The sequence below is a fragment of the Pseudobutyrivibrio sp. MD2005 genome (assembly GCF_000621865.1).
Taxonomy (GTDB): Bacteria; Bacillota; Clostridia; order Lachnospirales; family Lachnospiraceae; genus Pseudobutyrivibrio.
In genome coordinates, this window is record NZ_JHXE01000009.1 from 131641 (window position 1) to 155760 (window position 24120).

Genomic DNA, 24120 nt, shown 5'->3' on the forward strand with positions numbered 1-24120 from the left:
ATAAACGCAACTTAATAAAAGATAGAGGTTGCGAGAAACAACAGTAATCTTGTTGATGGGACAGGCCCAGTAGATATGAGATGAAAGGGGATTTCGCCGAAGGAGAGCATTACCTGAAATTGCTTGTCCTGGGCATACGAAGAATATTCGTATGACTGTCATCTGACACAACAGTGTAGATGGGGAGCTATCATGGTGTTTGATTAGACTAGGCTGCTCATTTGCATGAGTAGCTTTTTTTAGTATATAGAGGAGGATTTGAAATGAGTATTTTTACAGGCGCAGCAGTAGCAATCGTTACTCCTATGAATAGTGATGGCTCTGTTAATTATGAAAAGTTAGATAATTTGATTGAGTTTCAGATTAAGAACAACACAGATGCAATTGTAATTTGTGGTACAACTGGAGAAGCATCAACACTTTCTCATGAGGAACACATTGATGTTATTAAGCACTGTGTAGACACAGTCAACAAAAGAGTTCCAGTCATTGCTGGTACAGGTTCAAACAGTACCGAGACTGCAATCTATCTATCACAGGAGGCTGAGAAGGCTGGGGCTGATGCAGTACTTCTTGTTACTCCTTACTACAACAAGGCTACTCAAAAAGGATTATATGTACATTTTAAGGATACTGCAGATGCAATTAATCTTCCTTGTATTCTTTACAATGTACCAAGCCGTACAGGCTGCAACATTCTTCCAGAGACAGCAGTAAAGCTTGCAACTGAGGTTAAGAATATCGTTGCAATAAAGGAAGCTTCAGGTAACATTAGCCAGATTGCTAAGTTGGCACAGCTTGCGAATGGCTGCATTGATATCTATTCAGGAAATGATGATCAGATTGTTCCAATCATGTCACTTGGTGGCTTAGGCGTTATTTCCGTACTATCAAATGTTGCACCACAGCAGACACATGATTTATGTCAGGCATGTCTCGATGGAGATTATAAGAAGGCTGCCAAGATGCAGATTGAAGCATTACCATTAATCGATAGTCTTTTCTCAGAGGTAAATCCAATCCCTGTTAAGAAGGCGTTAAACCTTATGGGATTTGAGGCAGGTCCTCTTAGAAAGCCGCTTACAGAAATGGAAGATGCAAATGCTAATATTTTAAAGGAGAACATGAAGGAATATGGAATTTACTAATACAGCATGGTCGCTGCTACCACCTCTAGTGGCCATTGTCTTAGCACTTATTACAAAAGAGGTTTATTCATCATTATTTATCGGTATTTTAGCAGGTGGTTTGCTATATGCTCATTTTAATATCACTGTTGCCATGCAGCACATCTTTGTTGATGGCATGATTGGCCAGCTATCAGATAGTTGGAACGTAGGTATTTTAGTATTCCTGGTAGTCTTAGGAAGCATGGTAATGCTTATGAACAGAGCAGGTGGTTCAGCCGCATTTGGTAAGTGGGCTGTCACTCATGTTAAGACAAAAGTAGGCGCTCAGATTGCTACTATCGTTTTAGGAATGCTTATTTTCATCGATGATTATTTCAACTGTTTAACAGTTGGTTCTGTAATGAGACCAGTTACAGATAAGCATGGTATTTCTCGTGAGAAGCTTGCATATCTCATTGATGCTACAGCAGCTCCAGTATGTATCATTGCTCCTATTTCATCATGGGCAGCAGCAGTTACAGGTTTCGTAGATGGAACAAATGGTTTATCGCTTTTTATCAGAGCAATTCCTTATAATTTCTACGCATTGCTTACACTTGTAATGATGTTTACTATTACATATTTGAACTTTGACTATGGCTCAATGAATCTTGCAGAGCTCAACCACAAAGCAAAGCTCAAGGAACGTAAGAAAAAGGATGCTGCCAGCTTGACAGGTGCTGAGGATCAGCCTCATCCTCCTGTTTCAGAGCGAGGAAAGGTAATACACCTTGTTCTTCCTATAGCAGCATTAATCATCTGCTGTATCATTGGAATGATTTACACAGGCGGCTTCTTCGAGGGAGCAAATTTCATCGATGCATTCTCAAATTCAGATGCATCTGTTGGTTTGGTTTATGGTTCTGTAGTTGCTCTTATTATTACAATTATCTTTTATTTAGCAACTAAAGTATTAGGCTTTAATGAATGTATGAATGCCATCCCTGAAGGCTTTAAGAGTATGGTACCTGCTATTTTAGTTTTGACATTTGCATGGACATTAAAGTCTATGACAGATTCGCTTGAAGCAGATCAATTTGTTGCTGGAATCGTTGCAAATATTGCAGATAACAGAGCATTAATGAGCTTACTTCCAGCCCTTGTATTCCTTGTTGGTATCTTCCTTGCATTTGCTACAGGTACATCATGGGGAACATTCGGTATTCTTATTCCAATCGTTGTTAACGTATTTGGTGGAGACGTAAATAATGAATTAATGATTATTGCTATCTCAGCATGTATGGCTGGTGCAGTTTGTGGTGACCATTGTTCACCTATTTCCGATACCACAATCATGGCTTCAGCTGGAGCAGATTGTAAGCATATCAATCACGTAAGTACACAGCTTCCTTATGCATTTACAGTTGCAGGTGTTTCTCTTGTGTCATACATTATTTCTGGATTTATCAGAAACTGGGCAGTATGTCTTTTGATTGGTATTGTTCTTATGATAGGTACATTGCTCTTTATTAAGAAAAATGCAAAGAATCCACTATAATAGTTTTATGTGTAGTATAATCTCCTTAGATATATCTAAGGAGATTTTTTAATGAAAGCTAGTTTTGACATAACTGGTACAGGGCTGAAGCTAATTGCCATGGTGACTATGCTGATTGATCATATCGGCGCAGGCCTGGTAGAGATTTGGTTAAAGATGAATTTGGAGACAGCCGATTACGAGCTGTATTATCAAATGTATCAGCTTGATATAATATTAAGGAGGATAGGAAGGGCTGCATTTCCCATTTTCTGTTTCCTTTTAGTAGAAGGCTTTTTACATACAAAAAATGTTAGAAACTATGCCATTCGCCTGTTGATAGTTGCCATTATTTCTGAAGTTCCATTTGATTACCTGTTTTTTGACAGTTTGTTCTACTGGAATCATAATGATGTTCTTTGGGAATTATTTCTGGGGCTTATTATGCTGTATATGTTTTCATATATTGATAAGCAACCACTTAATATTAATCTGATTTACGCAATGAGGGCTGTGATATTATTTGCAGCAATGGGAATAGCTCATTTCACTCGTTTAGATTATGGCGAAGCAGGTGTGTGTTGTATTAGCTCAATGTATTATCTGTATGGAACAGATAGATTTAAAAGATTGTTCTCCATGGCAATTGGAATATTGATTCTTACATTGATGGATGGAAAAATAGAGATATGGGCAGCGGTTATCCTCATCCCTATGTTTTTCTATCAGGGCCGTCGAGGCTTTGATAATAAGGCTTTAAGAACTGTATTTTACTTATTTTACCCGGCACATATTATTGCTCTTAGTGCTATAGCTTATTTTTTCTTAAGATAAGCTATAGACGAAGCAATTAATTTGTGATAGAATGCTGAAAGTTTGAGTAAATTTAAGGAGGATATGTATGAATTCACAAGCACCGATTAAAGATGCCTCGGCGTTAGGCACACCGAAAATGATGGTTTTAGGGCTTCAACATCTATTTGCTATGTTTGGGGCGACTATTTTAGTTCCCATTTTAGTAAACAGTTATTTTGAAGGCGAAGGTCTTTCCATTCAGGTCACTTTATTTTTCGCAGGTATTGGTACCTTATTTTTCCATCTTTGTTCTAAGTTCAAAGTTCCCGCTTTTCTTGGTTCATCATTTGCTTTTCTCGGCGGATTTCACACAATAGCTAATCTTAATACTGGTATTTTTAAAAACATGACAATGGGCGAAAAGCTTCCTTATGCATGCGGTGGTATCGTTGTTGCTGGATTGCTTTATTTAGTACTCGCACTTGTTATTCGTATGGTAGGAATCAAAAAGGTAATGAAGTTTTTACCTCCTGTTGTAACAGGTCCTATTATTATTTGCATCGGCCTTTCACTTGCGCCATCAGCAATATCTAATGCTTCGCAGAACTGGCCACTTGCACTTATTGCTCTTTCAGTTGTTGTTATCTTCAATATCTGGGGCAAAGGAATCTTTAAAATTATCCCAATTCTTATGGGCGTTGTAATTTCATATGCATGTGCCATTGCCTTTACAAAGCTTGGCATCACAAATGCAGATGGTTCAGCAATTCTTAACTTTGCATCTGTAAATAAGGCAGCGTTTATTGGCTTACCTGATTTCTTCGTATGCAAATTTGATTTATCAGCAATCTTAGTAATGGCACCTATCGCCATTGCAACAATGATGGAGCATATTGGAGATATGTCTGCTATATCAGCCACTGTTGGCGAGGATTTCGTAGTTAATCCAGGACTTCACCGCACACTTATTGGTGACGGTTTGGCAACATCTCTTTCAGCATGCTTCGGCGGACCTGCAAACACTACATACGGTGAAAACACTGGTGTATTGGAATTGTCAAAGGTTCATGATCCAAAGGTTATTAGAGTAGCAGCTTGCTATGCTTTAGTTCTTTCATTTATTCCAAAGATGGCAGAGATAATTGGCACAATGCCAAGTGCAATCGTGGGTGGAATTAGCTTCATGCTTTATGGTATGATAAGTGCAATAGGAATAAGAAATGTGGTTGAGAATCAGGTTGATTTTACAAAGTCACGAAATCTTATTATCGCAGCTGTAATTCTTGTATGTGGACTTGGTTTTGCAGACGGTATTACATTTACAGTTTTAGGTACAGATATCACCTTAACAAGCCTTGCGATTGCAGCAATTGCAGGAATTATGCTTAATGCAATTATCCCTGGAAGAGATTACGAATATGGTTCAATGGATACAATTGTTCCAGCTAGTGAGAAATTTAAAGCAGCAGACAAAGTATCTGGCTCTAATTAATATTAAGTTATACAAATAGGAGGAAATCTAATGGAAAAGTTAGATAATGTAGTAGAGTTAACACATCCTCTACTTCAGCACAAAATCACAATGTTAAGAGATAAGAACACAGGTACAGCAGAGTTTAGATCTCTTGTAGAGGAAATCGCTATGCTCGAGGCTTTCGAGGCTCTCAACGATTTACAGACAGTTGATATTGAGTGTGAAACTCCAATTGAGAAATGTATGGCACCTGTTATTGCTGGTAGAAAGATGGCAATCGTTCCTATTCTTAGAGCAGGTCTTGGTATGGTCAATGGTGTACAGAGACTTGTTCCTACAGCAAAAATCGGTCATATTGGAATGTATAGAGATGAAGAAACTCATATTCCTCATGAATATTATTGCAAGCTTCCTAGCCCAATCGAGGAGCGTCTTATCGTAGTTACAGATCCTATGCTTGCAACTGGTGGTTCAGCAATCGATGCAATCACACTTATCAAGCAGCATGGTGGAAAGCGCATTAAGTTCATGGCTATTATCGCTGCCCCAGAGGGCGTTAGAGCTCTTCATGAGGCACATCCAGACGTTCAGATTTACATTGGACACATCGATCGTGAGTTAAACCAGGATGCATATATTTGCCCAGGTTTAGGTGACGCAGGAGACAGAATCTTCGGTACAAAGTAAAGGAGAATGACTTGGAACCAATTACAATAGAAGTTGGTAAGAAGTTAATAAACGAAGGTGATCCAGTTGATAGCATGTATGTTGTTATCAAGGGCACCATTGAGCAACAATGGAAAGGGTACAAGCTTAGCCTTGGCCCTGGAACTGTTGTTGGTCTTTCTGATGCACTGAATCACCACTATGAAGCAGATTATACCGTTGTGGAGGAAGCAACGGTTATAAAATGCTCATACAAATCTATGGCTGATTTTGAAGGCATTTTTGAGGAGCAGCCTGTTTATATTTTTGGCTTTGCCAAAGGTGCCTTTAGACAGTGTAGAGATGTTTTTAAAATATACGATGACTTAAAAAAGAAGCTTGATGACTTCTATAATTTCTGCCGCGGTATAAATTCTGAGTACCGCAAACAATGTCGTGCTGTGGGAATGACTCCTGAGGAGCTTCCTTTGCTAGAAGAGATGGAACCACTTGAATTAAAGGGAGAAATCCTTAAATGGGAGCACGATTATATTGATAATCTCAATTCTATTCCCAACAGAGAAATCGAGGGCATATATGGAACCCGCACCGAAATCGTAAGCGGTGTAATCGGTATCAGCTGTGGCTATATGGCAAGAGCCATAGAATGTTCCGAAATTATGGGCATTTATCTGGATGAATTTTCCCCAACATTACTTGATGAAGATAAGAATGATATGTTTGAGCTTATCTTTAAACTTAGAATATATGCTGCTGAGCGAAATGCATCCCAGGACGATATCATTAAGCTCATGAAGATGCTTTATAAGTATTTATCTACTTCTGGCATATGCAATAAAAAGCTTCTCAAGAAGAGATGGGCAGAATACGATAGCCACGATTTCGTGGCAACAGCTGCGGCCTTTGACGAGGCAAAGATGCAAAAGCAGGCAGAATTCAATCAGTCATTTGAGCACATTTGCGAATTTGCAGAGATTGATGAAACTAAGACCAAAGAATACAAAGAGCAGCTTCAGGAATACCTTGCTCTAAGCGACAGAGAAGGCAAGGATGACAATGAGCGTCGCGTCCGCAAAAAGGCTGTGGATTTATTCTACGACATTTATCAGAAGGCTTTCTTCAGAGCTATCGAGCTGGAAAACTATGGAGGAGAGTTAGATACAATCCTTCTCATGTTCTTGAACTTTGGCTACATTGATTATGATGCCATGGGCGACGATTTAACTAACGAGCTTGCTGATTTAGCTGAGCGTCTTAGTAATCTATGCGAGAGTGAGCATTTATTTACAATCTATAAATGGTTAAAGGCTGTTTACTCAGGGGAGCGAGAGCCAAGCAGAAATGAGCTTGATCTTGACTACAGAGGCTACGTCCTGGAGGAACGAAAAGCAGGCAACATCTCCGAAGCTGATATGCCAAAATGGATGAGTGACCAGGAGCAGAAGGTTAAGTTTGAGATAAACAATTTCTTTATTTCAGCCAACAGAACCACATCAGGCAAGATGACATCATTCTGTCCGGTCCTTACGAAAGAAGACTTCGGCATGGATGTAATGCGAATGCTTCTTACAGAGTCAAAGCTCACCGAAGCCATGGATAAAATCGAGACAGTAGATTATCAAATTTTCCTACGTGAAGGCTTTTTCACAGATATGGATGCAAACGTAAAAAGCGAGCCATATCTCAAACGTGTTCAGCCTGATATCATCCTTCTGCCTAACTGTGGCATGCGTGCCATGATGTGGCAGGAATGTGGTGGAATCAAAGTGGATTCACCAGGTAGATTCGTATTCCCAATGTTTACATTTGATGACTTAGACAAGATGATGATATACTGCTGCGGCGCTTTCCGCTGGGAAATCTGCAGAAAAGAACAGGGCTCTAGATGGAATGATATCGGCAGCGATTGCCTCACATCTGATTTCTACGACTATTTCACTTTCTACAGGAAGAACAAAGAGCTTTCTGCAGACAACAAAGAAAAGGTTAAGGCTCTGCTTAAATCATCCCGCAACAACATGCGTGAGGCATTTACAAAGCAGTACACGATCTGGATCAATTTTGAGGCTCAGGGAAGTATTCGTCTCAACAAGCCAGAGCGAAACATCCTCAACAAGCATTGCACCTTTGCAAAGGCCTACCGTTCAAAGGTATCCAACCACCCAATGTACGAGCAGATGATTTCCCGTCACGAAATCAAATGCAGTCAGGCCTACAGCCACTTAAAGACAATGATCGACAGAGTCGAAAAGAATGATGGCACCGTACCTGACGAGGTAAAAAAAGGCTTGGAATATTTGCAGATGTAGGGTTCTATATGATTACCACTCACAAGAGTTGGATAGTAGTCCCGTCCACGCCCATACTGCAGCCCACTCTGCATACACGCGTGATTTTGCGAATATTGTTAGTTTTTCTTATGGGCCAAATTTATGCATTGCACATGTGTCTTGTTGCGGAATGAACCATTTTGAAAAATGTTTTTTATGTGGCGGACACTGAAGTTTTTATGTACTTCTCAGGCTGAGGGGACTTGGTTTCATATTACGCTTGCTAAGTAACATGACAAAGCAGGTTTTGCATATCTAGGTACCGTGGCACATTCAACATCGTGTTTTAAGTGACCACTTGCGCTGCCGTCCATGGCAGCGCATACCTATATATTGCAAAACCTGCTTTTATGTTACTAAGCGCGCTCCAAAATCAACCAAGTCCCCTTCAGTCTAAGAAGTACAAATTATAATATGCTGTGTGTCCGCCACAAAAAACTTTTTTCAAAATTGTACAGGCCTGCAAAAGACACATGTAAATAAAAATGCATAAATGGCCCATTAGAAAAACACAATATTCTTGCAATGCGCGTGTGTGCAGAGTGGGCTGTAGCATGGGCGTGGACGGGACAAGAAATAACCATGAGTGGTAATCATAAATGTGCGATAAAGTATTTACATACTACTTATTGTGTGGTATAACATAACTGTTCAAAGCATTGCAGAATGCGGAGAATAGTTATGTTATTTTTTTTATAAAGGGAGGAAATTTTATGACTTCATTAATTCCTATTATTGCCCTCATTCTTGTAGTAATTATGATAATTATTGCAGGTTATGTGAAGGCACCACCTGATAGAGCATATATCATTTCAGGTCTTAGAAAGAACCCACGTATTTTAGTTGGTAGAGCTGGTGTTAAGATTCCGTTCTTTGAGCGTGTTGATAAGTTGTATTTAGGACAGATGACTGTAGATATCAAGACAGAGCAGTCAGTTCCTACAAATGATTTCATCAACGTAAATGTAGATGCTGTTGCAAAGGTTAGAATCGGTACTGACCCAGCAGCTATCCAGCTTGCAGCAAAGAACTTCCTTAACAAGAATCCAGAGCAGATTACACAGGATTTGCAGGATTCTTTACAGGGTAACATGCGTGAAATTATCGGTACTCTTTCTCTTAAGGTGATTAACACTGATAGAGATAGCTTCTCTGATCAGGTTATGGAAAAGGCTTCTCGCGATATGAGCAAGCTCGGTATCGAGATTCTTTCTTGCAATATTCAGAATGTAACTGATGAGAATGGACTTATCAATGATCTTGGTATGGATAACACTGCTAAGATTAAAAAGGATGCAGCTATTGCAAAGGCTCAGGCTGATAGAGACGTAGCTATTGCCCAGGCAGAAGCTGATAAGGCTGCAAATGATGCAAGAGTTACAGCACAGACAGAAATCGCTGAAAAGAACAATGCACTTGCTATCAAGCAGGCAGAGTTAAAGCAGCAGGCTGATACAGCAAACGCTGTTGCCGATGCAGCCTATTCAATCCAGCAGCAGGAACAGCAGAAGACAATCGAGGCTGCTACTGTAAATGCGCAGATCGCTAAGGCAGAGCGTGAGGCAGAACTGAAGCAGAAGGAAGTAGTTGTTAAGCAGCAGGAACTTGCAGCTCAGATTGAGAAGCAGGCAGATGCTGAAAAATATCAGGCTGAAAAGAAGGCTGAGGCAGAACTCATTCAGAGACAGAAGAAGGCTGAGGCTGCTAAGTACGAGCAGGAGCGTGAGGCTGATGCTAGAAAGGCTCAGGCTGAGGCTCAGAAGTATGCAGCAGAGCAGGAAGCAGCTGGTATCAAGGCTAAGTATGATGCAGAGGCAGCTGGTATCGCAGCAAGAGGTAAGGCTGAGGCCGAGGCAATCAAGGCAAAGGGTCTTGCTGAAGCTGAGGCAATGGAAAAGAAAGCCGAAGCTTACCGTAAGTACAACGGCGCTGCTATGGCAGAAATGATGATTAAGGTAATGCCTGAAATCGCAGCTGAAATTGCTAAGCCACTTGCAGCCATCGACAAGATTAACATCTACGAGACAGGTGACTCTGGCGAAGGCGGAGCAGCTAAAATCTCTGGCAACATGCCAGTAGTACTTAAGCAGGTTTTTGACACAATGAGCGAAGCAACAGGTGTTGACCTTGCTGAAATCATGAAGGCTAATACATACGACGCTAAGGTTAACAAGAATGTTAATATCACAGGCGCAGATGTAGCAGTTACAACAACTGACGCTGAAAACTAAACAATAAATAAATTGCCCCTAGGAAATTTCCTAGGGGCATATTTTATGTGGAAATTAGCGAGGTGTAATAAGTGACTGTAAGTCTACGCCTGCAGCTGCGCTAGCCTGCGCAATGTAGCCTGGGTCTGCGGCATTTTTGTAGAAGTCGTAGCCCATTTTGTGAGAGGCATCAGTGTTGCAAAGGCCAGAAACCATGCCTTGAGCAATGTCTCCGACGTGATCCATCTCACGAGAAATAACAAGGCCATCGATGTAACGATTATTTTCAGCCACGAGGTATGCGTATACTAAAGATGCAGCTTGGAGGTTTTCTCCGTTTGCACTTGTGTAGCCAACTTCTGAACACTTAACTGTTCGTACAGCACCAGTTGGTGAAAGCATATCTGCTGAACACATAAAGTCTGTCAGCACGTCAATGTTTGCCATAGTAACATAAGCTGAACTCTGATTGTGTGATACGCCACCACCTGTAGCCCATGCATTTGGAGCATACAAAGGTGCATTGTAAGGATGCACAGCAAGTCTCCAGTCTACATTACCCTGACTTTTCATAATGTTGTTAAACTTAGTTACAAATTCTTTTCCTGAGATATAGTATGATGCTTCAGCACGTGCCCACTGATGATCAATACAGCAGTACACATTAGCAGTTGCATTTTCTGATTTAATTCCGTTGTACATGATTCTAAAAGCGTTAGCGTATTCATTCATGAATACATCATTAGAACCACAATTCATATAGTTCCAAAGCCACCATGCATTAACTTCATTACCGATGATAAAGTTATCAACCTGTCCATTTGCTCCACCAGCATAGTGTCTGCCAAGGAATGAAGCAGCTTCAGCAAGAGCGTTTACACCTTCAGTTGTGTGGGCATTTAATCCATAATAATTATGCGCACCCAGGCCGTCAGCGGCATAAGGATTGATATATCCGCCAGAATTAACATCTGCAAGTACGATAACGTTTACTTGCATACCCATTGAATTGTATTTTCTTACAGAATAATCGTATCCTGCAAGCTTGCCAGGATTGCTTATTACAGATAAAGGAATGTTAAGATTAACCTGTTTTACACCTAAATCTGCAGGCTGATTTAAGTCTGCAATATTCTTCTCAAGTGCAGGAAGAATTCCCTTCTTACCAAAATCCATACGAGCTGGTGCAGCAGATGCACAACCTTCTGGATTTGTAATGTACATAGAATTAGAAACAGGAGTTAAAGCTCCACCACTTATAACACATACAGTAAATTTTTTGAAAAGCATTGAATTAGCAGTGCCCTTAGCAAGAGGAACTGAAAATGTAGCAGTGCCTGCAGCCTGAGCTACATCCACTCCGCTTGGAGCTGTTTGATTTGCATCTGACGCTATTAGATGATACTGCCCATCCTCTGATGCAGCAGAACCACTAGCTGTAACAATTACATCTGACCCCTGTATAACTACACTACCAATTGTCACAGATGTAGAAGACTTTGCTTCTGCAACTGAGGATGACGTTGCACTAGCCGTCGCAATTATAATCAATGCGAAGACAATGCTAAATATTCTCTTAGTTAACTTTTTCATGTTCATTGCTCCTTTCGAGTAAAAAACGGTACAAACCTTAATATATACCCAAAGCATTAAAATTATGTGAAATATCGTGGGATAATTTGTTACCATTCGCAGTCATCATAGACTAAGGACATCCTTATAGCTAAAGAATGCTTTTTTCTGTGAAGGTATAATCTTGGGCTGATATGGGAGGTGGTTATACCTTTTATAATTTATGAGGGATTAATATGAAGTCAAAAAGGTATAACCAGAGTGGGAATTTATGGCGGGTTATACCTTTTTGTGGGCAATGAGACACTATATTGAAGTCAAAAAGGTATAACTAGCGAGTGATATTATGGAAAGTTATACCATTTAGTGAGCTATGGAACATTATATTGAATCTAAAAAGGTATAACTAAGAGCAATAATTATAGATGGTTATACCTATTTATTCAGCAAGTACAGCCTGTGAAATTTTTTTTGTTACCAATTTTTGAATTGTGTGTTCATTGATGGAAGAGGGTTCTGTATAATTGAAGACAGTTAAATTAACAAATCGGGCTTTTGGGGGCAAAGGAGAATAAATATGTGGTTTTATATTATGATGTTTATCTGTAACTTATTAATTCCGATTGTCATGTTGATATGTGGATTCTTTATGTCCAAATATCCGCCCAAAGAGATTAATGGAATTATTGGATACAGAACAACTATGTCCAGAAAAAATATGGATACATGGAAGTTTGCACATGATTATTGCGGTAAGTTGTGGCTTAAACTCGGATTGCTGTTATTAATTCCGACAATTATTATTCAGATACCTTTTTCACATTCGAGTGAAAATGCAATTGGATATATGACACTTATTGTTGAAGGAATACAGTTTGTGGCTATATTGGGTTCAATTGTGTTTGTGGAAAGAGCTCTTAAGAAAACCTTTGATGAAAATGGTATCAGAAGATAAATTCAAATGTAAATGGATCTTTTATTGATAAGGCTGTTTCAATATCATTTTCTGCAAGTTTTTCGAGGAGTAACTCTGGCTTCTTACTTATACCAGCTCTAACATACAGGTTAGTAGGTATCTGCCTTCGCAATTCTCTAACAGTCCATGTTCCCTTTATGCATTCTAATTCATAAAAGAATCTTTCAAAAGAATCTTCTATTTGTATAATTTCCCTTATATGTGAAAAAGAAAGTCTGCTTATCAAGATTTCAGGTGGAATTTCAAATTTGTGAGACACTGTCTCACAAATCAAATAAATAATAGTGGTTCCTAGTAGGGTTCCCTTTCGGGGGACTGTGAGTGACCAAAGAAAATATGCACGAAATTTTTGTGAAAATTTTGTGGCAAAAAGAGAAAAGGGGGAAGGGATGTTGACGAAAATGGGGGGGATAAGCTATGATTCTACTTAGTTACTGGAAACGTTCCCAGTAACGGTTCCAAAAAGGGGATATTATGACAATAAAAGATATAGCTCGTCTTGCAGGGGTGAGCGTTAGTACAGTTTCTAGAGTATTAAATGATCACCCGGATGTAAGTGAAACAGCAAAAGAAAAGGTAATGCAGGTTGTGGCGGAATATAATTACATTCCAAACACAAATGCAAGAGAATTAGGAAAGACATCAACAGATAATATTGGAGTGGTTGTGAGAGGTATGTCCAATCCATTCTATACAGATATTATCACTGCCATTGGTAGATGTATTGAAGATGCAGGATATACAATGGTGCTTCAGCAGATTGGAGCAGGTGATGATGAAATAATGACGGCTGCCAGAATGGAGCGTGATAAGCGTCTGCTAGGCCTCGTCTTCCTTGGTGGTAAGTTAGATTACACAAAAGAACAGATGAAAAATATCAATGTGCCTTATGTTTGCTGCACATTTAGTAATGAATATGGAAACCTTGATGATAAAGATTATTCAAGTGTTTGTATAGATGATAAACAGACGGCTTATGAGGCTGTGGAAAAACTGTTTAAGTTGGGACACAGAAAGATAGCAGTTTTGTTGTCTACAATAGACGATGGCTCTATCAGTCAGCTGAGATTTTCTGGTTATGAAAGGGCTCTTAAGGATTTTGGCTTAGAGGTAGATGAGGATTTGATCATCGAAGTTAATAGCTATAATATCGCAAATGCGTATCAGGAAATGAAGAAATGGCTGAAGAAGGAGCATGAGTGCACAGCCCTGTTTGCAATATCCGACAACATGGCTATGGGAGCAATGAAGGCGCTGAAGGAGGCTAATAAAAAGGTTCCTGATGATATGGCAGTTATCGCTATTGATGGAATCGAAGCATCAGAGTATATGAATCCGGAGCTTTCTACATTGTGCCAGCCAATGGAAAAAATAGGAAAAGAAGCTGGAAAGCTTTTGATAGATATTATTCAAGAGAATAAGACAAATAAACATATCATTCTAAAGACTAGTCTTAGAAAAGGGGAGACACTTAAATAATTACCTGGTTTTTACATAAGGATGTAAGAATCCTTGTGTTGAAGCAAATATAATGTTATGCACAAAGGAGAGTGTAAGAAATGAAGATGAAGAGAGTATTGGCATTGGGGTTAATAGCTTTAATGTCGACAGCTGCATTTGCAGCATGTGGTTCGTCAAATTCTGGGGACGCAAATGAGGGAGGCCAGGTTTATTATCTCAATTTTAAACCAGAGGCTGATGAGGCTTGGCAGGAGATAGCTGCTAAGTACACAGAGGAGACAGGTGTACCAGTTACAGTAATTACAGCGGCGTCCGGTACATACGAAGAGACATTATCCTCTGAGATTATTAAGGATGAAGCTCCTACATTATTCCAGGTAAATGGACCTGTAGGTCTTGAAAACTGGAAAGACTATTGTTACGACTTGAAAGATTCATCTCTTTATAATGAACTTACAAGCGATTCATATGCATTGTATGACGGGGATGCAGTTGCAGGAATTGGCTATGTAATCGAATCTTATGGACTTATCGTAAACACTGAGTTATTAGAAAAAGCCGGTTACACTTTAGATGATATTGCAAGTTTTGATGATTTAAAGAAGGTTGCTGAGGATATTACAGCACGTTCTGATGAACTTGGATTTTCAGCATTTACATCAGCAGGAATGGACGGTTCATCTGACTGGAGATTTAAGACACACCTTGCAAACCTTCCAATCTATTTTGAGTATCAGGACAAAGGCATCAACTCAACAGATGCAATTGAAGGAAAGTACTTAGATAACTACAAGGCAATTTGGGATTTATACATCAACAATGCAACATGTGCACCAGGGGATTTAGCTGGTAAGACAGGTGACGATGCTGAGAATGAATTTGCAAATGGTCAGGCTGTGTTCTTCCAGAATGGTTCGTGGGAATATAAGCCATTGACAGAGAAGGGCATGACAGATGATCAGCTTGCAATGATTCCAATTTACATTGGCGCAGGCGATGAGGCTAAGCAGGGACTTTGCACAGGTACAGAGAATTACTGGTGTGTAAACTCTGATGCTTCAGAGGAAGATATTCAAGCTACAATCGACTTCTTAACATGGATGGTAACATCTGATGAAGGAACAGCAATGCTTTCAGATCAGATTGGTGTTATCCCATTTAAGAATGCAGCTGAAACAACAAATTTATTTGTTCTTAATGACAAAGCATATACAGATGCTGGTAAGGTACCAGTTTCTTGGAACTTTACAACAATGCCTTCAGAGGAATGGAAAAATGGTGTTGGCTCAGCACTTACATCATACGCTGCAGGCACAGGATCATGGGATGATGTTGTGAAAGCATTTGTTGATGGTTGGTCATCAGAATATGCAGCAGCACATTAGTGATAATAGTTTTTCTTCTTTTTTATTCTTCTAAATAAGGAGGGCAAATAAAGCCCTCCTTGAATTTTGAAAGGGACATTATGGAAAAAGCAATTAGAAAGTATTGGCCTGTATTTGTGCTGCCTACTCTTGCAGCATTCTGTGTTGGATTTATATATCCATTTGTTCAGGGGCTTTATTTATCATTTTGTAGATTTACAACAATTAAAAAAGCAACATTTAATGGAATTGATAATTATGCGTATGCGCTAGGAGATGGCGAATTTTGGCATTCTTTCTGGTTCACAGCGCTTTTCACTGTGGTTTCAACAGTGCTTATAAATGTTATCGCATTTACGATAGCGTTAGCTCTTACAAATAAAATTAAGGGCTCAAATATCTTCAGAACAGTATTCTTTATGCCAAACCTTGTAGGTGGTATTGTTTTGGGATATATTTGGCAAATCTTATTAAATTGCGTATTGGCATCATTAGAAAAACCGCTACTAGCACTTAATCCAACCTATGGTTTTATAGGTTTGACCATTCTTATGTGCTGGCAGCAGATTGGTTACATGATGATTATATATATAGCTGGTCTTCAGTCTATTCCAGATGATTATATTGAGGCAGCTAAGATAGATGGCGCTACAACAGGACAGATATTGTTCAAGATTAAAATCCCAAATGTTATGCCATCAATAACAATCTGTAGTTTCCTAACTATCACAAACGGATTTAAGTTGTTTGATCAGAACCTTGCATTGACAGGCGGTGAGCCAGCTCATGCATCAGAAATGTTAGCACTTAATATTTATAATACCTTCTACAGTCGTTCAGGACCTCAGTGGAAAGGATATGGACAGGCTAAAGCGGTTATATTCTGTATTATGGTAATTATTATCTCCATGATTCAGTTGAAATTTACTAAATCAAAGGAGGTACAGCAATAATGAAAACAAAAGAAAATGTGGCAAGAATAATTGTCTTTATCATACTTTGTGTACTTGCGGTGGTTTGGGTTTATCCTGTATTTATGATTTTAATCAACTCCCTCAAGGGCGAAGCATTTATAAGTACAACATCGGTATTTCAGATTCCGGATGCAAAAAGCTTTGTGGGCTTAGCAAACTATACTAATGCATTATCATCTAAGGGATTTGCAGCAGCATTTGGCTACAGTTTAGTAATAACACTTTCTTCTGTTGTGTTAATCCTGATTTGTACATCCATGTGTGCCTGGTATATTACACGTGTTCGCGGAATTTTCCCAAAAGTGTGTTATGCTTTATTTGTATTTTCAATGGTAGTACCTTTTCAGATGCTTATGTTTACACTGTCATCAACAGCTGACAGAATGGATTTAGATACTCCATTTAATATCTGCATTATTTACTTGGGATTTGGCGCAGGCTTGGCTGTATTTATGTTCACAGGATTTATGAAGTCTATTCCTCTGGAAATTGAAGAGGCAGCAATGATAGATGGCTGTAATCCTATACAGACATTCTTCCAGATCGTACTACCAATACTTAAGCCAACACTTATTTCAGTGGCAATTCTCGAAACTATGTGGCTATGGAACGATTATTTACTTCCATACTTAGTATTAGACAGAAAGAAATATATGACAGTCCCAATTCTTATCCAGTACTTCAGAGGAAGCTACGGACATGTTGAAATGGGACCAATGATGGCATGTATTATGATGACAGTTTTACCAATTATAATAATGTACATTTGCCTACAGAAATATATTATTAAGGGCGTTATTGCAGGAGCAGTAAAGGGATAGGAGAAAACATATGAAAAGAAGCAGTGGGATTTTACTTCCTGTATCATCATTACCATCACCTTATGGAATAGGAACATTTGGTAAGGCAGCATATGAATTTGCAGATTTCCTAAAGGAATCGGGACAGAAATATTGGCAAGTATTACCACTAGGGCCAACGAGCTATGGTGATAGCCCATATCAAAGCTTTTCAACTAATGCAGGAAATCCTTACTTCATTGACCTTGATATGCTAAAGGAAGATGGACTTTTGACAAAAGCTGAGATAGAAGCGGAGAATTGGGGAACAAATCCTCGCTATGTTGATTATGGCCAGATTTACATTAGTCGCTTTAAAGTTCTTCGCAAGGCCAAAGAGCGTGGCTACAAGGATATGATAGATGAGGTGAATAGCTTTAAAAATGATAATCCCTGGGTAGAAAATTATGCCCTCTTTATGTCACTTAAAAAGCATTTCGACCAGCGCAGCTGGCAAGAGTGGCCAGAAGAAGATATTAGAATGCATGAGAAATCTGCAGTAGAAAGATACACAAAAGAGCTTTCGGATGATATTGAGTTCTTTATCTTTATTCAATATCTGTTCTTTAAACAGTGGGATAAACTGAAAAAATATATAAATGGCATTGGTGTTGAAATCATAGGTGATTTGCCGATTTATGTGGCATTGGATTCCTGTGATGTATGGGCAGAGCCAGAGTTTTTCAGCTTGGATGAAGAAAACTATCCAGTAGAGGTTGCAGGTGTTCCGCCTGATTATTTCAGCGCAGATGGACAGCTTTGGGGAAATCCATGCTACAATTGGAAAGCTATGAAAGCAGATAACTACAATTGGTGGATCCGAAGAATTGCAGGGGCAGTAAAGCTTTATGATGTTTTAAGAATAGATCATTTTAGAGGCTTTGATGAATACTGGGCAGTTCCAGCAGGAGATGACACTGCAAAGAATGGAAAGTGGAAAAAAGGCCCAGGCATGGATTTGGTAGGACTTTTGTCTAAAGAATTTTCTGATACCCAGTTTATTGCTGAAGATTTGGGGGAGCCATCGCCTACCGTTGTGCAGCTTCTTAAAGATAGTAAATGGCCTGGCATGAAGGTACTTGGATTTGCCTTTGACTCAGGCGAACCAAATAATTACCAGCCTCATTCCTATGATAAAAATTGCGTATGCTATACGGGCACTCATGACAATGCACCTATTATGGAATGGTACAAAGATGCTAAAAAGCAAGATAGCAATTACGCTAAAAAATACATGGGAATCTCATTGTTTGAAAGATTCAACTGGGGGATGATTAGAGGCGGAATGAGCTCTGTTGCAGATCTTTTCGTGGCTCAAATGCAAGACTATTTGGGACTTGGAAAGAACAATCGCATAAATGTGCCTGGAACAAAGAGTGGCAATTGGCAGTGGAGATTGTTGGAAGGTGAAAATACTTCCAAACTGGCAAAAAAGATATATAATCTAAGTGTTATGTACGAACGTTGTGCTTTTTCCAAAGAATTAAAGTAATATAAAATCCATGTGTTAGACGTTAATGTTTATCACATGGATTTTTTGATTTCTACTACTTTGTGTGGTAAACTTGACCGAGATTCGATTTGACATGGAGGATAAGGCATGAAAAATAAATTAATAGCAATGACACTTATGGCCACTATGGCTATCTCTCTTATAGCATGTGGAAAAGATAATAAAGATTCAGATGAAAAGAAGAAATCTGAAAAGGAAGCAACAACAACTCAAACAGAGATTGAATACAATGTAGATGATTACGTAACATTAGGAGATTACAAAGGAATAGAAGTAACTCTTGATGGAAATTATGAATATACTGATGAGGGCTTTGATGAATATGTTCAAAGCACAATCAATAGTGAGGCATTATTTGTAGAAGATAGCACTCAGACAGAAATCAAAGAGGATTCTATTGTCAATGTTGATTACGTAGGTTCACAGGATGGTGTGGCCTTTAACGGAGGCTCTGCAGAGGACCAAATGATAGATGTTGCAAACAATTGTAGCGCTGGTTCTATGTCAGGCTATATTGAAGGATTTACAGCTGGTCTTGTAGGCCACAGTGTTGGCGAGGAAGTGGCTTACGAGGTAACATTCCCAGAGGAGTATCAGAACGAGGATTTAGCCGGCCAGACAGTTACATTTACATTCCAGGTAAACTACATTGCAAAGGCCATTACATCAAAGTCTGATTTGACAGACGAAATCGTTTCTGAAAACTTTGGCTATGATACAGTAAAGGAATACCTTGCTTATCTAAAGGAGCAGTACACAAAGACTCTTGAGGATAACCTTGCTAACGATAAAGAGACTGCAGTACTTAATTCAATAATCAACAATTCTACAGTTTCAGAAATCCCAGAAGAATTACTTCAGGCTCGTGTTGATTTGATTTTATACACACAGGATCTTCAGTATCAGTCTTATGGTACAACAATGAAGGACTACGCTGAGTCTATGGGATATGATTACGATGAAATCGTTTCACAGTTGACAGAGAGTGTTAAGGAATCAACAGAAACAGAAATGATTCTTGAGGCCATTGCAAAGGCAGAGGGATTAGAAGTTGATGAAGACGGATATAATGAATTTATTACTCCTATCTATACACAGATGGGATATTCAGATTTAGATTCATTCTATACAGCATTTTCAGTTGATGGATATGGCGGAGAAAGATACTTTAAGCTGGCATATCTTACTGAAAAGGCAACAGACTTCTGTGTAGAAAATGCAGTAGTTAATTTTACAGACTCAGATGCTGAATAGGAAAAAGCTTTATATTTTTTGGTAGCTGTAGTATAATTTACACTAGTTTTTTGGGTCTAAATGGTAAAGTTGCCATTAGGACTTAATATAATAAAAGGAGAAAACAAATGGAACACATCAAGACACTTAACACAAAGAGATTACAGAACACAGTTAAAGAAGGCGGATGTGGTGAGTGCCAGACATCATGCCAGTCAGCTTGTAAGACATCTTGCACAGTTGGAAACCAGAGTTGTGAGCACAAGAACTAATTTTACATCATTTATTTAATATTTAACCACCAGGCCGGTCCTCTCTATTCAATAAAAGAGGAACGGTCTATTGTGCGTTTATGAAAGGACTATTTTTAATTGATACATCAGTTTAAAAACAACGGTTACAATGTTGTCATAGATATAAACAGTGGTGCAATCCATGTAGTGGATGAAATCACATACGATTTTCTTGCTTTCTGGCAGGAGCAGGGAGAAGAGGCAGCTGTTGCCTCAATGAAGGAGAAACATCCAGAGGTTTCTGAAAAAGAAATCGAAGAAATCAGATTAGAAATCAAAAAGCTAATTGAAGAAGGTTCATTATTTACAGAAGATAACTACGAGCCACATATAGTTGATTTTACAGCTCGCCCTACAGTGGTAAAGGCTCTTTGTTTACATATAACACACGATTGTAATTTGGCATGTAAATATTGCTTCGCAGAAGAAGGTGAGTATCACACAGGTAAGCGTGAGCTTATGAGCTACGAAGTTGGTAAGCAAGCACTTGATTTCCTTGTAGCTAACTCAGGAAGCAGAAGAAATCTCGAGGTAGATTTCTTTGGTGGCGAGCCACTTATGAACTGGCAGGTGGTAAAGGATTTGGTTGCTTACGGTCGTTCCCTTGAAAAGGAACACAACAAAAACTTCCGATTCACACTTACTACAAACGGAGTTCTTTTGAACGACGAGATACAGGAATTTGCAAATAAAGAAATGGGCAATGTAGTATTAAGCTGCGATGGTCGTCCAGAGATTCATAACATGATGCGCCCATTCAGAAAAGGTGCACCAAGCTATGAAATTGTTATGCCAAAGTTCAAAAAGCTTGCAGATTCAAGAAATCAGGATAAGTACTATATCAGAGGTACATTTACAAGAAACAACTTAGACTTCTCTAAGGATGTTTTACATTTAGCTAATGAGGGCTTTAAGCAGATATCAGTTGAGCCTGTTGTTGCACAGGAGACAGATGATTATGCTATCCGAGAGGAAGATTTACCAAAGCTCTTTGAAGAATATGATAATCTTGCAGCAGAAATGATGCGTAGACAGGGAACAGATGAAGATTTCAATTTCTTCCACTTCATGATTGATTTGGAAGGTGGTCCTTGTGTATACAAGAGATTGTCTGGCTGTGGTTCAGGTACTGAATATATGGCGGTTACTCCTACTGGAGAATTATATCCATGCCATCAGTTTGTTGGAAACACAGATTTTTGCTTAGGCGACGTTTGGTCTGGGGTTAAGAAAAAGGACGTTGTCAATGAGTTCAAACACTGCAATGTTTATGCAAAAGAAGAATGTAAGAATTGTTTCGCTAGATTCTACTGCAGTGGTGGTTGTGCAGCTAATGCCTACAATTTTACAGGCAGCATCTTAGGTAACTATCATGTTGGATGCGAGTTGCAGAAGAAGCGTATTGAATGCGCTATCGCTCTTAAAGTACATGAGAGTGCTATAGCAAATTAAATAATAAGGAGAATAAACATGAAACGTTTAAAAAAGGGACAGGGGATTGCCTGGCTGATTGCGTTTGTAGTGATTCTAGGAATACTTGGTTACTACTCAGCAAATGTACTAACAGGCACAATTAAAAAGAATGATGACAGCCTTAAGCTAGGTCTTGACTTAGATGGTGGTGTCAGCATCACATACGAGGCAGTTGGAGATACACCAACAGATGAGCAGATGGAAGATACAATCCTAAAGCTCCAGCAGCGTATTGAAAATGATTTGGGTGAGGAAAGCTCAACAACAGAAGCTAATGTTTATCGTGTAGGCGATAAGCGTATCACAGTTGAAATTCCAGGTGTTTCAGATGCAAATGCTCTTTTGGAAGAGCTTGGTACACCAGGTACACTCTACTTCATATCACAGCATGATTTAGAGGGTAATACCAATTACACAATCAATGGTACTGATGCAGAGGGCAACATCGATGGTACTCTTAACTACGACATTCAGACACTTATCGACAATGGCTCAGTTATTGCTACAGGTACTAATGTAAAGAGTGCACAGGCAGGCACACAGGATAATCAGACTACAAAAGCTACAGAGTATGTAGTTCAGCTTACATTTGATGATGATGGAGCAGAGGCATTCTCAACAGCTACAACAGCAGCCGCACTTACAGGCGATACAATTGCTATTTACTACGACGGCAAGTTCGTTTCAGTTCCACGAGTTAATGAGCCTATTACAAATGGTAGCTGCGTAATCGAAGGAATGGATTCATATGAAGAAGCTCAGAAGCTTGCTTCGTATATACGAATCGGTGGCCTTGATATAGAGCTTCAGGAATTAGAGTCTCAGGTGGTTGGTGCTCAGCTTGGTTCTGATGCACTTCGTACATCACTTATCGCAGCAGGCGTTGGTCTTGTACTCGTAATGTTATTTCTGATGGGTATGTATTTAGTTCCAGGTGTTGTTGCTTCACTTGCACTTGCTCTTTATACAGCGATGTTAATCAGCATCCTCAAGGGCTTCGACATTACACTTACACTTCCTGGTATCGCAGGTATGATTCTTTCAATCGGTATGGCGGTAGATGCTAATGTTATCTGCTTCGCTCGTATCCGTGAGGAAATCAAAGCAGGACGTCCTGTTATTTCAGCAATTGAGACTGGTTTCTCAAAAGCTCTTTCAGCTATTTTAGATGGTAATATCACAACACTTATTGCAGCAGCAGTTCTTGGAGTATTAGGTTCTGGTTCTGTAAAGGGATTTGCAATCACACTTGCACTCGGTGTTGTTTTATCAATGTTTACAGCACTTGTTATTACTCGTATCCTTATCAATTCATTCTATGCACTTGGCGTTCGTTCGCCTAAGGCTTATGGAAAGGCTAAGGAACCTACAAAGTTCAACTTTGTTTCAAAGAAGGCTATCTTCATTACAATTTCAGTTGTGATTATCGCGGCTGGCTTTGTTACAATGGGAGTTCGCAAGGTATCTAGTGGCCAGGGACTTAACTATTCACTTGAGTTCTTAGGTGGTACTTCAACAACAGTTGATTTCAACGAGACATATTCACTTGATGATTTGGATGCAAAAGTTGTACCAGATATAGCTTCAACTCTTGGCCTTTCAGAGGGAAGCATTCAGACAACAACAGTTGATGGAAGCAACCAGGCAATCTTCAAGACTCGTACACTTACACTTGATGAGCGTTCATCACTTAACACAATGTTTGAGAATAAGTATGCAGTAGAAGAGAAATCAATCACTTCTCAGAGTATTGGTTCTACAATCTCAGGAGAGATGCGTAGCCAGTCATTAATAGCCGTATTAGTTGCAGTACTTTGCATGCTTGTATACATTTGGTTTAGATTTAAGGACATCAGATTTGCATCATCTGCAATCATTGCTCTTATCCACGACGTACTCGTTGTTCTTGCTCTTTATGCAATTGCACGTATCTCTGTTGGATCAGCATTTATTGCTTGTATGCTTACAGTTATCGGTTACTCTGTTAACGATACAATCGTTGTATTTGACCGTATCAGAGAAAACCACAAGGCAATCAGAACAGAAAATGCTGAGAACCTTGCTGAGCTTTGCAACAGTTCATTAGCTCAGACATTGTCACGTAGTATTTCAACATCAATTACTACAGCAATCATGGTACTTATGCTTCTCATCTTAGGTGTTTCATCTATCAGAGAGTTCGCATTACCACTTCTTGCTGGTGTAATTGCAGGTACATATTCATCAATCTTTATTGCTACACAGCTTTGGTACATATTCAAAGTTAATTTGGCAAAGAAGAACTAAGCTAAGATTAGGAGA

The 24120-nt window shown here is 39.2% G+C and carries 19 protein-coding genes and 1 riboswitch; of the genes, 17 read left to right on the top strand and 2 right to left on the bottom strand.

The features are described 5' to 3' along the window. Positions 1-14 precede the first annotated feature (14 nt). Positions 15-198, top strand: a riboswitch (Lysine riboswitch). A 65-nt stretch (positions 199-263) separates the two neighbouring features. The 7 genes from dapA (at position 264) to T498_RS0103465 (ending at position 10142) form a co-directional block, all read left to right on the top strand. Then, positions 264-1148, top strand: a complete 885-nt coding sequence (gene dapA, locus T498_RS0103435; RefSeq protein WP_028234712.1) for a 4-hydroxy-tetrahydrodipicolinate synthase — start codon at positions 264-266, stop codon at positions 1146-1148. Then, positions 1135-2667, top strand: coding sequence for a Na+/H+ antiporter NhaC family protein (locus T498_RS0103440; protein ID WP_028234713.1), 1533 nt, complete (start codon positions 1135-1137; stop codon positions 2665-2667). The genes dapA and T498_RS0103440 overlap by 14 nt, the downstream gene beginning before the upstream one ends. 51 nt (positions 2668-2718) lie before the next feature. Beyond that, the gene (locus tag T498_RS0103445) at positions 2719-3480 is read left to right on the top strand and encodes a TraX family protein (protein WP_028234714.1); all 762 of its coding nucleotides are present in this window, start codon (positions 2719-2721) and stop codon (positions 3478-3480) included. Between the two features lie 67 nt (positions 3481-3547). After that, positions 3548-4933, top strand: coding sequence for a uracil-xanthine permease family protein (locus T498_RS0103450; RefSeq protein WP_028234715.1), 1386 nt, complete (start codon positions 3548-3550; stop codon positions 4931-4933). A gap of 30 nt (positions 4934-4963) precedes the next feature. Then, positions 4964-5602, top strand: a complete 639-nt coding sequence (gene upp, locus T498_RS0103455) for a uracil phosphoribosyltransferase (protein WP_028234716.1) — start codon at positions 4964-4966, stop codon at positions 5600-5602. 11 nt (positions 5603-5613) lie between these two features. Beyond that, complete coding sequence (locus T498_RS14725; RefSeq protein ID WP_051524569.1) at positions 5614-7890, top strand: cyclic nucleotide-binding domain-containing protein; 2277 nt, start codon at positions 5614-5616, stop codon at positions 7888-7890. Positions 7891-8624: 734 nt separating this feature from the next. Then, a complete protein-coding gene (locus tag T498_RS0103465) occupies positions 8625-10142 on the top strand; it encodes a flotillin family protein (protein ID WP_036977733.1) in 1518 nt (505 codons plus the stop codon). 54 nt (positions 10143-10196) lie between these two features. Here T498_RS0103465 and T498_RS0103470 read toward each other — a convergent pair whose 3' ends face one another. Then, positions 10197-11714: a DUF5722 domain-containing protein gene (locus T498_RS0103470; RefSeq protein WP_028234718.1), complete on the bottom strand. Its 1518-nt coding sequence runs from the start codon at positions 11712-11714 to the stop codon at positions 10197-10199. Between the two features lie 556 nt (positions 11715-12270). Between T498_RS0103470 and T498_RS0103475 the strand changes: the two genes are divergently transcribed. After that, positions 12271-12648, top strand: coding sequence for an SdpI family protein (locus tag T498_RS0103475; protein ID WP_028234719.1), 378 nt, complete (start codon positions 12271-12273; stop codon positions 12646-12648). Here the strand turns inward: T498_RS0103475 and T498_RS0103480 are convergent. Further along, complete coding sequence (locus tag T498_RS0103480) at positions 12638-12928, bottom strand: DUF1016 N-terminal domain-containing protein (protein WP_242839202.1); 291 nt, start codon at positions 12926-12928, stop codon at positions 12638-12640. The genes T498_RS0103475 and T498_RS0103480 overlap by 11 nt on opposite strands. A gap of 215 nt (positions 12929-13143) precedes the next feature. Here T498_RS0103480 and T498_RS0103485 point away from each other — a divergent pair, with 215 nt between their 5' ends. The 9 genes from T498_RS0103485 to T498_RS0103525 all read left to right on the top strand — a co-directional run bounded on the left by T498_RS0103485 (position 13144) and on the right by T498_RS0103525 (position 24105). Next, positions 13144-14148, top strand: coding sequence for a LacI family DNA-binding transcriptional regulator (locus T498_RS0103485; protein WP_028234721.1), 1005 nt, complete (start codon positions 13144-13146; stop codon positions 14146-14148). Positions 14149-14228: 80 nt separating this feature from the next. Then, positions 14229-15515: an ABC transporter substrate-binding protein gene (locus tag T498_RS0103490; RefSeq protein ID WP_028234722.1), complete on the top strand. Its 1287-nt coding sequence runs from the start codon at positions 14229-14231 to the stop codon at positions 15513-15515. Positions 15516-15595: 80 nt separating this feature from the next. Then, a complete protein-coding gene (locus T498_RS0103495; RefSeq protein WP_028234723.1) occupies positions 15596-16447 on the top strand; it encodes a carbohydrate ABC transporter permease in 852 nt (283 codons plus the stop codon). After that, positions 16447-17289: a carbohydrate ABC transporter permease gene (locus T498_RS0103500; RefSeq protein WP_028234724.1), complete on the top strand. Its 843-nt coding sequence runs from the start codon at positions 16447-16449 to the stop codon at positions 17287-17289. The genes T498_RS0103495 and T498_RS0103500 overlap by 1 nt, the downstream gene beginning before the upstream one ends. Before the next feature lie 10 nt (positions 17290-17299). Next, entirely contained in the window at positions 17300-18799 is a 1500-nt protein-coding gene (gene malQ, locus T498_RS0103505) for a 4-alpha-glucanotransferase (protein WP_028234725.1), read from the top strand. A gap of 108 nt (positions 18800-18907) precedes the next feature. Further along, on the top strand, positions 18908-20074 hold the full coding sequence (locus T498_RS0103510) for an FKBP-type peptidyl-prolyl cis-trans isomerase (protein WP_028234726.1): 1167 nt from the start codon (positions 18908-18910) through the stop codon (positions 20072-20074). Between the two features lie 107 nt (positions 20075-20181). Further along, positions 20182-20325, top strand: a complete 144-nt coding sequence (gene scfA, locus T498_RS14730; protein WP_033151787.1) for a six-cysteine ranthipeptide SCIFF — start codon at positions 20182-20184, stop codon at positions 20323-20325. Positions 20326-20424: 99 nt separating this feature from the next. Then, positions 20425-21798: a thioether cross-link-forming SCIFF peptide maturase gene (scfB, locus tag T498_RS0103520; RefSeq protein ID WP_028234727.1), complete on the top strand. Its 1374-nt coding sequence runs from the start codon at positions 20425-20427 to the stop codon at positions 21796-21798. 18 nt (positions 21799-21816) lie between these two features. Continuing rightward, the gene (locus tag T498_RS0103525) at positions 21817-24105 is read left to right on the top strand and encodes a protein translocase subunit SecDF (RefSeq protein WP_028234728.1); all 2289 of its coding nucleotides are present in this window, start codon (positions 21817-21819) and stop codon (positions 24103-24105) included. Positions 24106-24120 lie beyond the last annotated feature (15 nt).